This window comes from Ornithinibacillus liuyingii (assembly GCF_055550225.1).
The window spans coordinates 71,891-84,592 of the sequence record NZ_JBPWOS010000015.1 but is presented as its reverse complement, the minus strand read 5'-3'; the positions used below and the strand labels follow the sequence as shown (position 1 = coordinate 84,592).

Genomic DNA, 12,702 nt, shown 5'->3' with positions numbered 1-12,702 from the left:
CCATTTTTGCTTCGAAGCTTTGGACACCTCGTATGATACCAAGAGGGCTCTTTTTGTTTCAATCCTCAAATTTCTTCATTACAGGAATGCTCCTAGTAATAAAAAGATGATATAGATTGGTTGTCTAAACCTGTTATCGGTACCTATTAAACCACAATCTCGTTAACTCATGTTTATATTTACTAATACTTTACGTAATTTTAAGATTATTTACATAACTTTAAAATTTAGTAGATGAATCTAACATAATACCCATAAAACAGGAGATTTCACCTAAGAAAGTAGAGAAGGAGAGCTCTTTCTGGCTTTAAGAATTTCTAAAAATATAAAAAGCAAACCTACTTAACTTAGTAGATTTGCTTTTTCATGTATCCATCACTATAGTATTTCCATTTAGAAGAGTAGCAGGCCTATCGATATTGGAATAAAGCTAAAGAACAACACCATTACACAGAATCCCATAATATCACGGACCTTTAATCCAGCAATGGCAAGTAAAGGCAATGCCCAGAATGGCTGAATCATATTTGTCCAAGCGTCACCCCAAGCAACCGCAATAGCAGTCTTTGGAATATCTGCACCTAAATTCATTGCAGCACTCATCATAATATCGCCTTGTATTGCCCATTGTCCACCACCTGATGGAATAAAGAAGTTCAAGATGCCCGCGCTAATAAAGCTTAGCCATGGTAATGTAACTTCATTAGAAATATTAACGAAGAACATGGATAACTGCTCCGATAAACCTGAACTTGTCATCATTCCCATAATACCTGCATAGAACGGGAATTGAATAATAATGCCGCCAGCATTCTTTACAGCACCAGACACACTATTTAAGAATCGACGTGGTGTACCATGGAATAAAATCCCTAAAAATAGGAAAATAAAGTTTACGATATTAAGGTTTAAATCAAACCCTTTGCTTACAAAATGGTACAAAACAAAGGCTAATCCTAATATGCCAATAAGTAAGGATATGATTCTACTATTCTCCAAACGTTCCGCTGGCGTGACCGATTTAATTGTCTCTGGTTCTTCCTCTTCTATTTCCATTACTTTCTGTTGTAAATTTAATAACTCTGGATCGATTTGCCCCACATTTCTAGCAGACTTCATTAGTAGTCTATTCAATAATGGCAGGGTCAATAGTAATGTTCCAACGATAAACAAGTTAGGACCACCAAACAATGTTTCTGATACAGGCACAATACCAATTTCCTCTATTAGCATGTGATTATCTGTTGCTATTGACAATGGAATGGATCCTGACAACCCTCCATGCCATAGTAAAAATCCGCTATAAGCACTGGCCATTAGTAAACGATAATCTGCTGAAGGGACACGTTTTGCAACGTGAATAGCAAGTAACGCTCCTACAACTAGACCAAATCCATAATTAATTAAACATGCAATGGACGCAACTAGTGTTACTAATAACACTGCTTGTCCTGGTGAATTAGCTAACTTACTAATCCTCCCTAGTATTTTTTTCACAATGGGACTATTAGCAAGAATATACCCAGTTACAACAATGAGTGACATCTGCATAGCAAACTCTAATAATCCCCAAAAGCCCCCACCCCAGTATTCCACCATGTTAACAGGTGAGCTGCCAGTAAAAATCATCCCAAGTATAAATACAACAAAAGTAAGAATAATTGCAAACAAAAATGCGTCAGGTAAATACCTTCGAACCATTCGGTCGAAAAAATTCGTGATAGCACCTAGCATATATTTCCCTCCTATATTATCAATCTATTTACAACAGTTTATTCGAATAAGTAGGTTTTATTCTGATGCCATTCTTATAGTTTAATCACTTTCAAGTAAAAATCCAAGCATCTAGTTGAGGAGGTTGCTAGTAGAACATGTAGGATATTTCGTAAGAGGTTCGTATAATGGAGGTCAAAGATGTGATTTTGCTCTTTCGTTTATTTCCTATCTCTCATATAGTTTATAATCATCGTATCCAGTTCTTCACTTACTTTTAGTACTCGTTGACTATTCAAACCAAATTTAGATGTTTCCTCGATTAATATAGCACGTTTGTCGTTAATTTCTTGTAACGATATCTGTTTATGCTCTCTTTTATTTTTTTTCATGAAAAACCTCCCCCGAGTGTATAAAATAAAGTAATCCTTCCTCGAGTCTATCTCATATATTTGAGAATCAACTCTACTCTATCTATTCCTCTTTTTTTACTTTACTAATCCAGGTAAATGGACCTAGTATTCACAATAAAAAGCAATACATTATGAACAATGCATTGCTTCCTAATTTAATCTATTACAAGGTATAAATGGAGGTCACCAACAGCTTGAAAGCCTATCGGTAATCGAATGACCTTATCATACCCTAGAAGCTTTGTTATCCCTTCCATAATCGTTGGAGCAGTTATATCTGTTTTCATCCCATTTTGTCCAATATTAGTCGATAGTCCACCTGCAATGATATTACCTAATTCTCCACTTAGTGAGACAAGCATATCATCCTGAATGGGCATGCCAAACATTGCCTCGCCAATTCTACTAAAGACTTGCCTATCACCAGATAAAACTAATTTACCTCTAACATCGCCGGTAATGCCAATAAAAACACCAAATTGGAACTGTAGAGCATTACTAAAAAGTTCAGGCTTTCCTATATTAGCCTGAATAGGAATTGAATTTCTAACTGACATGATGGAGCCATTTAATAAGGCAGTGATGACTTGATTTTTTTCATCTGTTACGCTCAAAGCTGCTCCTCCTTCTAGGGTAGGTTTAATGTTTACTGTGACAAATTATAAGTATTAGTAATCCTAATAAGACCGTAATATTAGTATAAAGACAATCATACATGAAAATCAATAAATTCCGACAAAATCCGAAAAATATTTATAACAAAAAACACCCCATCAATAGATGAGGTGGAAACCTGTATTATTTTCTTTTTCTAAATAAAAGCGCTGCACCTAAAACTGCCCCTGCTGCACCAACATATTTAAAACTAGTGAGCGATTTCTGTAGCCAATAGCGACGAATCGATTCCATCTCCCGTATTAAATCAGCAATTTCTTCATAGATGAATCTTTTTTCCATTGGTGTTAGACTTTTTTTCTGCATGCTTTCTTTCAGCTCTTCAATTTTAGCCGCATTTTTCTTCTTATCTTTTTCTGTTATCTTCATTCCCTGATCATTGATCATTTCCAGGCAACGAATAATTTCACATGCAAATTTTTTCGAGTCACTACGCCTTATAAGCTTGCTGATATAATTTTCTAAGTCAAGCTCTCTTAAATCCCCTAATTGCTGAACAGTCTGACTTATTTCTTGACTAAATCCATCTAGTTGATAATCCTGTCTGTTCTTTCGTCCCATAGCCCTCACCCTAAGTTGAAATATATTCCAATCTATCACTTATCATACAACATCTCACCTAGGAATTCGATTACAGTTATGTTTCAAATATTTATCGTTTATTTGGCTAAATTTCTATGGTTCCATGTACTCCTACACACTTCCAATCGAACCATTAAAACCTCTCTAGAATAACGAGCCTTTCATACATAAATCCTATTTTATTTGCAAATGAATAAGCTGAGGTGAATTTATGCTAAATCGTGCCATGACTACTGCATTAATTGGAATAGGTGCAGCACAGTTCTTAAAAGTACCACTTCATTATAAGGAAACCGGTGTATGGGATTGGAAGAAGATGTTTGGGTCCGGTGATATGCCGAGCTCCCATTCCGCTGCGGTTACATCTTTAACAAGTTACGTCGGCTTTAAAAGAGGGATCTCATCGATGGATTTTGGAATTAGTAGTATATTCAGCTTAATCGTCATGTATGACGCAATGGGAATCCGTTGGCAAGCAGGACAAACCGCTATAGCGGTGAATGATATGTATGAAGAGCTTGAGAAATTAGCAGAGCACCATCCAGGATATAAGTATCGCAAGCGAGAAAAGGAATTAAAAGAAATGCTTGGTCACATGCCTGTTGAAGTATTAGGGGGCGCAGCACTTGGTGTATTAATTGGAGCAGTTAGTAACCTGTTAGAAAAAGAAGCCTAAGAGTGGAGTCCCTCATGCTATTAGCTGAGGGACTCCATACTAATCTCCTTCATGGTGCAAATAATCATTTTAGGGATAGCGGACAATGGAAGTGGAAGGGTTTCTACCCCAGTTTCCCGCTTCCATTTCATTTCAAGCCAGTCCATACATGTATATTGTCGTTTCTTAGGGTCTACACTAAGAATTGTTTCTGGCATTTCTTGATGGAACAAAATGGATAACACATTTAATTCATTTGCCATAGTCACGTCATGATCTAGTCTATCACCTACATGAGCTACAATTTCATTATTTGTATCATGTAATTCCTTAACCATATTAATCTGTGGCTTGCCATACCTTGCTTTTTCAGGGGTAATAATAACATCGAAAAAACTTGTTAAACCTAATGCGTCCATGACAGGCTTCTGGTATTTTTCAAATCCATTGGTGACTACCGCTAAATTGAAGCCCTTTTCCCGAAGAATTTGTAAATCTTGAAGAATATTTTCTTCCAATAGATATACCTTAGGAGGCTTCGTGTGTTTGACTAGCAGCTCCGCAACATCTACATGTACAAATACACCATTTGTTGAGAATACATGCCTTACAATATCATCCCAATCATAAGCATCAACAATTAATCCTGCCTTCATTCGCCTACGATGCTCTTTAATCAGTTCACTTCTAATCCCATTCGCTTGATCATCACCAATGCAATCGTTATATAGTTGTTCAATCTCCGGAAATACCCACTTTCCAAAAGGATTCTGCATCAAAGTTCCATCTAAATCAAAGGTAATCCATTTCTTCATTATTTCACGGCTCCTATCGTCAAAATAAAGAAATCGTATAACTCTATAAAAAACCAATGGATTGATTTGTGGATTAATAACATTACTAACCCCTAATCGTAAAAACGTACCTACACTGTACAACTTTATTATAAATTTGAAGATTACGACAGTCTATCTCCCTATATATCCTCAATCAAATCTTCACTAACAAAGAGAAGAGCACGTAACATTTAGGTATAAAGAACTATTAATGTGCGTTTATTTATAATTTACAGTTTATAAAAGTTGCTTTATACTAAATACATTAGTGAAAAAAATAGTAGTTTACACCTATGAAAATCATGCAAATAAATCACTATTACACCTTGTCTTTGATAGGTCATATTTTGAGTAGAATAAACGTACATATTTTATTTAATGTCCCAAGTATCGGGATTGCTTGGACTGTTTGAAAAAATTATATCCTATATTCCAATCAACATGACTATTAAGCTGGTATATATGGGGGAAAATAATTACTTAGCCATTAGCATCATGTGAAAGATTGAGCCTTTTACTGTTTTTACCATTGAAAATGATTTAATTCATTACATACATAGTGTCATAGGTTTGATGATCGTACTTCAAGGGAATTATCTACTAGTTAACATCCTAGTATAATTAATTAATCAATAAATAAACAAACATTTGATAGGTGACTTTCGCTTTAGAGAATAAAATGTATGCGGTTAACTATTTTCAATAAGTCAATGCTAGTGTAACTAATTTCCATTATTATTTTTCAGAGAGGATTCATCATGGAAAAAACACTTCACAAATCTTTATTATATGAAGAGAAACAAGCCACAAAGTGGTTTTTAGGGTTATTTTATGGGACGTTTTTAATCTATGATGTTATTTATTATTACTTATTTCCTATACTTCCATGGGGATCTGAGGAAGGTATTTCGCTAAGTATTAAAGACTATTTTCTATATTTAGTGGTCGGGTTCCTTGTACCCGTAACCTTTTATCTGTTCAAAAAGAAGAAATTATGGTTAATTAAATACCTTTATTTTATCAGCTATACTACAATCACTATGATAGGTGACATCTGGTATTATTCAACTACCGATTTTCCATATAGTAGTGGAAATTTAGTAGAAGTAGTAATTATTTTATTCGCACCTATATTCGTAAATAAAAAATACTTCTACGTAGTCTTCTTAGGTACCACTATAAAATATATTATGGTTGGCTTATTTCTCGACTTCTCAGAAGTAATGCTACCCTTATTAGTAGTCATTGTTCTCTATATGATTAGTTTCATTATTTTACATCGTATCATTAGTTACGTAGAAACGGTTATGAGTTCTTATGATAGACAAATAGAAGGGATTGTAAAAGGAATTATTGCCACCCTTGAACTTAAAGATCCATATACCCGGGGCCATAGTGAACGTGTCGCTGAGTATGCAATGTCATTAGCTACTGCAACAGAAAAATTTGATAAAGATGAGTTAAGATATTTTTATTATGCTTGCTTATTACATGATATTGGAAAAATTCATATACCTGATGCTATTTTAACTAAACCTGGAAAACTTTCAAACGAGGAATATGACATAATCAAAACACATCCACGTGTAGGGGCAGAAGCTGTTGAAGATGTTGAAGGGATATCAGCTAATATAGATGTTGTATTACATCATCACGAGCGCTGGGATGGAAAAGGCTATCCTGATGGCTTGAAAGGTGAAGAATCGCCACTATTAGCAAGAATTACTGCACTTGCTGATGCTTTTGATGCTATGACTTCATCTAGATCATACAGGCCTGCTTTATCTTTGGAAGATGCATATGAACGTATTATTGAAGGAAAAGGAACACAATTTGATCCTAAATTAGTAGAAATCTTTCAAAGTATATTTCCTGATTGGGAAAAAATTCACTCAAAACACAATAGCAACTAGGCATAACTTGAAAGGGGGTGTTTAAACTTGAAAATCCGCAAACTTAAAAAAATAAAAGTTACGTGCTGGTGGTGCATCTTTGGACGCCCATACTAAAAAGCATAAGGATGCTAGATTACTAGCATCCTATTATTATAAAAAGTGGCGGTGTAAACATGAATCTAACACTTGAATCAACACTTAGCTTAGTCGATTTAGAGATTCGCCAAGATAAAAAACATTATATTGTGGAAGACAATCAGTCTGGTGAATTCTATGAAATGCCTAAGGTTTGCATCGATGCAATTGAATTAATCAATAATGGCAAAGGGTTAGCCGAAATCGAACAGATATTGAAGACTAATTACCCTAATGAGGACGTAGAGATTATTCCTTTTGTTGAACAATTAGTTGAATTTGGTTTGGTGAAAGAAATCGATGGTGAGATAGTTACCACTTCCCAAAAGAACAAGTCAACAAATGCCTTTGATTGGATTTCAGCTAATTTCGCCAGCATTTTTTTCAATAAGATTTCCAACAAAATTTATCTTCTTTTGTTGTTCATAAATATAGGATTCATCCTATTACATCCTGAACTTTTACCACATTATCAAGATATTTTTATTTTTGATTCCATGATAGCGAATATGCTGACATATATGGGGATTTCATTAATACTTATTCTGATTCATGAATTCGGCCATATTCTAGCTATCCGTTCATATAATTTGCCAACCAAGCTCGATATTGGCAACAGGCTTTTTTTAATTGTGTTCGAAACAGATTTAACAGCTGCTTGGAAACTTGCCCCAAGGCAGCGAAACCCGTTATATTTCGCCGGGATGTCATTTGAACAGGTGACACTTTTTATAGCTTTTTCACTTACATTATTAATTGGCGATTCGAATCCACTTCTATTCGGATTACTCGGGATTATCATTTTTGATATTTTTGTAAAAACAATCTATCAATTTAGTTTCTTTATGAAAACCGATATTTATTTTATTATTGAAAATATAACTGGAAGCTATAATCTAATGGAGAGTGGGAAGAATTATTTAAGTAAATGGCTCTCTTTTATCAAGCAAGATACTACTACAACTGTCTACAAGAGTGAGTTATCTGCAGTAAGACTGTATAGTGTGTTCTATGTTATTGGAATAGTACTGATTACGTGCTTATTTGCACTCTATTTCCTACCACAAATGATTGCTATATTCGCTCATATATGGAAATACCTATGGACACCTAGTAGTCAATACTTCTGGGACGCTATCGTATTATTAGGATTGAGTATTCTAATGATTGGACTATTAATCTATGCGAGATTTAGGTCTATAAGGGATCGTGTAGCGTGAATATAACAAAACAACATACATTCTATACTTTCCCTTTATAACAACCTAAAAATGCTCTGAAGAAACGCACCTTTCTTCAGAGCATTTACTGGTTTACTTCATCAACTCTGGTAAAAACAGTACAATACCAGGAAAAACCACAATTAAGATTAAGCACAAAACCATCATTCCAAGCATCGGGATAACTCCTTTAAAAATTCGCTGGGCTGGAATCTCTTTCGCTACACTACTAATGATATAAATACTTAGTCCCATCGGTGGTGTCAATAGTCCAATATTCATGACTAGAATCATGACCACACCGAACCAGACCCCATCAAAGCCAAGCATCGTAATTAGTGGATACACTACCGGCAACGTTAATACAAAAATCGCAATGCCTTCTAGAAATAATCCCAACACTAAGTAAACTAATAAAATCAGTCCTAAGATTGCCATCGCAGGTAACGCTAGCCCGGAAACATATTGTGTAATTTTAACCGGAATGGTACTAAGTGCCAGAAATTTACTAAAAATATCTGCACCAATAATGATGAAGAAAATCGCTGCTGTTAAACGCGTTGTCTCACTTAGTGACTTTTTAAAATGTTCAAAGCTTAATCTTCTTGCCATAATCGTTAACAGAAATGCACCAAAAGCTCCTACTCCACCTGCTTCTGTTGGCGTAAAATAACCATAATATATTCCACCAATGCTTAATGCAAACAACAGGATAAAGGGCCAAACAAAGGTTAACGATTTTATTTTCATAGCAAAAGGCTTTTTCTCTGTAACTGGCGCAAGACTTGGCTTTCTCCATACCATAATATAAATCAGTAACATAAACAAAATCATTTGCAAAATACCTGGCACGAGCCCCGCAATCAATAACTTACCAATCGGCTCCATAGTCAATATCCCATATAAGACAAGTATAACACTAGGAGGAATCAGGATACCGAGCGTTCCCCCAGCGGCCACACAGGATGTCGATAGTGCATCATCATATTTGTATTTTTTCATTTCGGGTAATGAAATTCTTGCCATCGTCGCTGTTGTTGCATTTACCGACCCAGAGATTGCAGAGAAGAATGCACTCGTTCCAATGGTAGTCATGGCTAGACCACCTTTAATATGGCCAATCCACGCATCCACTGCTGTATATAAATCTCTACCAAACCCACTATAAGAAAGAAACATCCCCATTAAGATAAAAAGTGGAATAACGCTCAGTGAATACGAACTAGCTGTGGAAAATGGCGTCGTCCCAAGTTGTACTAGTGCCGCATCCCAGCCTCGTATGAGTGCTAGACCAACCGTTCCAACCATAATAAGTGAAACCGCCACAGGAACTCGAAGCACAAATAATAAGAGCAATGCTACAATACCAATAATCCCAATCCATTCAGGACTCATCCTTTTATCACCGCCATTCGAAAATATGCGATAGCTTTAAAGAATGCTAGTAGCATAAATGTAGTCAACGTAAAAGCAATGATAAAAAGAAAGGGATATACCGGGAGTCCTAAATCGGTGGTTGCAGAATTTCTTTCCATCATGCGTAACCCATTTTCAAAAATATGCATTGCGATGAGCAACACTACTAGGGCAATCACCATTTCTACTACACCAAGTAATAGATTCTGAGCTTTTTTCGAAAAACGTTCTACTAGGAAATCAATGGTAATATGGTTCCCTCTTTGATGGGTGATAGCAAGAGCCAAAAAAACAAGCATCGCCGAACTTAGTTCAGTCATTTCATAAGTCCCTTTTAAAGGATGATTAAAAAAGTTGCGCCCAATTACATCGAAGCTTATAATGGCCATCATAAATAACAGCACACCATTAGCAATTTGTCCTTGAATCCCGACAATTTTTATCACAAGACTCTCCGATTTCTCTAGTAACTTTGGCATGGATTATTCACTCCCAGCTTACTGTCCACTTAACTCTACTGCCCGGTCATACACCGCTTGCCCCGGTAATCCTTTACCTTCGACTTGATTAATCCAACTTTCGATTGTCGGATTGATAAATTCATTCCATTCAGCTAATTCTGTACTAGACAACTCATAGATTTCTACTCCTTTTACTTTTGCTTGCTCGACAGCATCTCTTCCGTACTGGTCGAATACTTCTCCTGTTTTCTTCGCCATTCTTTCTCCAGCAAGCTCTAAAAGCATGTCTTGATCCCCCTGATTCAAACGATTAAACACATCCTCATTCATAACAACAAACATCGTAGTAGAGTAGAAGTTTCCTACTGTCGCATAGTTAATAACCTCATCTAACCCCCAAGTCTTCACCGCTTCCCAAGGTGCTATCGTCCCATCTACTACACCACGTTCTAATGCCTCAAAGTTTTCGTTCATTGGCATCGAAACTGGTGTCGCACCCAGCGCTTCTAACCACTCGCTTGTTTCTGGTGAGGGGGAGCGAATTTTCATTCCTTTTAAGTCCTCTATACGCTTAACCGGCTTATCCACTGTAAACAGCTGTCCTGGGTCTGTTGTATATAACCATAAAGGGACAGTCCCCGCATACTCCGCGTCAAATTCATCAAATTCATTCATCAACTTCCATAAATTTTCTGATCCGGACATTGCTGTTTTTGCCATAAACGGTAGTTCCATTACCGATGTTAATGGAAACTCCCCGGGTGTATATCCATGTACACTTAAGGCAAAATCTACCGATCCTGTAGCAGCTGCATCAAAATGTTCATCTGGTGCCGCTAAAGCAGCCCCTGGATAAGAAGTAATCTTAATTCTTCCATCCGTCTTTTCCTCTAATTCAGCTGCAAAGCTTTGAATTTCTTCCTCCATAAAATGTGTTGGGGGAAAGAAATGTGAGAAATCTAGTTCATGTGCATGACTATCTGAGCTAGCTCCACTACCACATGCTGCTAACATTACGATTCCAAACCCAACCACGAGCATGAATAAAACGTTACTCCTGCTTTGAAAAGCTTTCTTCAATGTGACCACTCCTTATTTCGTTTTAAAAAGAAAACGCTTACATTGATGTGAATATGAAAAAGCTCTCGTCTATGTATAATCATATATTATTTAAAATATGATATCAATCATTATTTGGAATATTTTAAATAATATATAAACAATACCCTTATAAAAAAGGAGTCATACAGATTAATTACATCAATCTGGTATGACTCCTTTAAAAAAACTTCTATTTCTATTACTGTAGGTTAAAGGTAACATTTAGTAATGGATTCCTTTTCCTAACCACGCAGCAGCACTTTCAAATAAAGCTTCGGACATGGTTGGATGGGGGAAAATCATGGAGTCTAGTTCTTCCACTGTTCCTTCTAAATGAATAAAAGAAGTTGCTTGACTAATCATTTCAGTCACATGTGCTCCTACCATGACAACGCCAAGAATTTCTCCGTATTTTTCATCCACGATAATCTTCATAAACCCTCTATTTTCTAACGAAGCAATTGCCTTGCCGTTTCCAGCTAAATCTACCTTTTTCGTACGTACGGTAAAACCTTTTGCTTTTGCTTGCTCTTCTGTCATCCCCACACTTGCAATCTCGGGGAATGTATATACACAACGTGGCATGGCTAAATCAAACTTCTTCTCTTTTCCAAGAATATGATCTACAGCATGAATTCCTTCTTCACTGGCTGCATGCGCTAATTGGAACCCGCCAATTACATCCCCAATCGCATAAATACCATCCACAGATGTACGCATATACTCATCTACTTTTACAAATCGTCCGTCAAAGGAAACACCTGTCTCTTCGATTCCAGTCGTATTAGGAATACGCCCAACAGAGATTAAGATTGCATCCGTTTCGATGGAAGCCTTTTCGCCATTTCCCTCTAGCTCTACGATCGTGTTTGCTTCCTTTTTAAAGCCTGTGACCTTAGTTGTGGTATGAATATTGATCCCCTTTTCAACTAATTGCTTAGTTATGAAGTGCGATGCATCGGGATCTTCTGCAGGGATGACTCGATCTGCCATTTCAATAAGATCCACTGCTGAGCCTAAGCTATTAAACACACAAGCTATCTCTAAACCAATTACACCTCCACCCATAATAACAAGTCGTTTCGGAACCTCGTTTAAATCAAATATCGTATCACTAGTATAATAGTCTATATCTGAAATCCCTGGAATCTCAGGAATAAACGGCTTTGATCCAGTCGCAAGTATGATATGCGCTGCCTGTATTTCTTCTTTCCTTTCATCTAATTCAACTGTAACCTTTTTATCGGCATGGACGGTTCCATATCCGTTCAAAAGCGTGATTTTATTTTGACGTAATAATCCTTTAATTCCATTCTGTAATTGCCTTATAACCTGATTCTTACGTTTTATCATATCAGGAAAAGAAAAAGAGACGTCCCGTACCTGTATTCCAAATTGGTTAGCATGATTAATTTGATTTAACACCTCTGCATGCTTTAGTAACGTTTTTGAAGGGATACATCCACGATTTAAACAGGTTCCACCAAGTTCGCTTCCTTCTACAAGAGCTACAGATAACCCGGATTTTGCAGCCCGAATTGCAGCTACATAACCTCCAGGTCCGCCTCCTATAATCGCTACATCAAATGTTTTCATCGGT

At 36.4% G+C, this 12,702-nt stretch carries 12 protein-coding genes; 3 read left to right on the top strand and 9 right to left on the bottom strand.

Going from position 1 to position 12,702, the window contains the following annotated elements:
- Nucleotides 1–393 precede the first annotated feature (393 nt).
- The 4 genes from ACSKT4_RS17685 to ACSKT4_RS17670 form a co-directional block, all read right to left on the bottom strand.
- Nucleotides 394–1,734, bottom strand: a complete 1,341-nt coding sequence (locus ACSKT4_RS17685) for a short-chain fatty acid transporter (RefSeq protein ID WP_186870762.1) — start codon at nt 1,732–1,734, stop codon at nt 394–396.
- A gap of 200 nt (nt 1,735–1,934) precedes the next feature.
- Nucleotides 1,935–2,105, bottom strand: coding sequence for an aspartyl-phosphate phosphatase Spo0E family protein (locus ACSKT4_RS17680; RefSeq protein ID WP_186870761.1), 171 nt, complete (start codon nt 2,103–2,105; stop codon nt 1,935–1,937).
- Between the two features lie 176 nt (nt 2,106–2,281).
- On the bottom strand, nt 2,282–2,740 hold the full coding sequence (locus ACSKT4_RS17675; protein ID WP_186870760.1) for a chemotaxis protein CheX: 459 nt from the start codon (nt 2,738–2,740) through the stop codon (nt 2,282–2,284).
- 184 nt (nt 2,741–2,924) lie between these two features.
- On the bottom strand, nt 2,925–3,362 hold the full coding sequence (locus tag ACSKT4_RS17670) for a hypothetical protein (RefSeq protein ID WP_186870759.1): 438 nt from the start codon (nt 3,360–3,362) through the stop codon (nt 2,925–2,927).
- Between the two features lie 232 nt (nt 3,363–3,594).
- Between ACSKT4_RS17670 and ACSKT4_RS17665 the strand changes: the two genes are divergently transcribed.
- Nucleotides 3,595–4,059, top strand: a complete 465-nt coding sequence (locus ACSKT4_RS17665) for a divergent PAP2 family protein (protein WP_186870758.1) — start codon at nt 3,595–3,597, stop codon at nt 4,057–4,059.
- Between the two features lie 20 nt (nt 4,060–4,079).
- Here ACSKT4_RS17665 and ACSKT4_RS17660 read toward each other — a convergent pair whose 3' ends face one another.
- On the bottom strand, nt 4,080–4,853 hold the full coding sequence (locus ACSKT4_RS17660; RefSeq protein ID WP_186870757.1) for an HAD family hydrolase: 774 nt from the start codon (nt 4,851–4,853) through the stop codon (nt 4,080–4,082).
- Between the two features lie 779 nt (nt 4,854–5,632).
- On the opposite strand from ACSKT4_RS17660, the gene ACSKT4_RS17655 reads away from it, so the two are divergent.
- Together ACSKT4_RS17655 and ACSKT4_RS17650 are read left to right on the top strand one after the other, a co-directional pair.
- Nucleotides 5,633–6,787 carry an HD-GYP domain-containing protein gene (locus ACSKT4_RS17655; RefSeq protein WP_186870756.1) on the top strand — a complete coding sequence of 385 codons (1,155 nt, stop codon included), beginning with the start codon at nt 5,633–5,635 and terminating at the stop codon, nt 6,785–6,787.
- 155 nt (nt 6,788–6,942) lie between these two features.
- Nucleotides 6,943–8,124 (top strand): peptidase, encoded by a 1,182-nt coding sequence (locus tag ACSKT4_RS17650; protein ID WP_186870755.1) that lies wholly within the window; start codon nt 6,943–6,945, stop codon nt 8,122–8,124.
- Between the two features lie 93 nt (nt 8,125–8,217).
- Here ACSKT4_RS17650 and ACSKT4_RS17645 read toward each other — a convergent pair whose 3' ends face one another.
- From ACSKT4_RS17645 to lpdA, 4 genes are all read right to left on the bottom strand, one after another.
- Nucleotides 8,218–9,519, bottom strand: coding sequence for a TRAP transporter large permease (locus tag ACSKT4_RS17645; protein WP_186870754.1), 1,302 nt, complete (start codon nt 9,517–9,519; stop codon nt 8,218–8,220).
- Nucleotides 9,516–10,019 carry a TRAP transporter small permease gene (locus tag ACSKT4_RS17640; protein WP_186870753.1) on the bottom strand — a complete coding sequence of 168 codons (504 nt, stop codon included), beginning with the start codon at nt 10,017–10,019 and terminating at the stop codon, nt 9,516–9,518. The genes ACSKT4_RS17645 and ACSKT4_RS17640 overlap by 4 nt, the downstream gene beginning before the upstream one ends.
- Nucleotides 10,020–10,037: 18 nt before the next feature.
- A complete protein-coding gene (locus tag ACSKT4_RS17635; protein ID WP_186870752.1) occupies nt 10,038–11,081 on the bottom strand; it encodes a TRAP transporter substrate-binding protein in 1,044 nt (347 codons plus the stop codon).
- 243 nt (nt 11,082–11,324) lie between these two features.
- Nucleotides 11,325–12,698, bottom strand: a complete 1,374-nt coding sequence (lpdA, locus tag ACSKT4_RS17630; RefSeq protein WP_186870751.1) for a dihydrolipoyl dehydrogenase — start codon at nt 12,696–12,698, stop codon at nt 11,325–11,327.
- Nucleotides 12,699–12,702 lie beyond the last annotated feature (4 nt).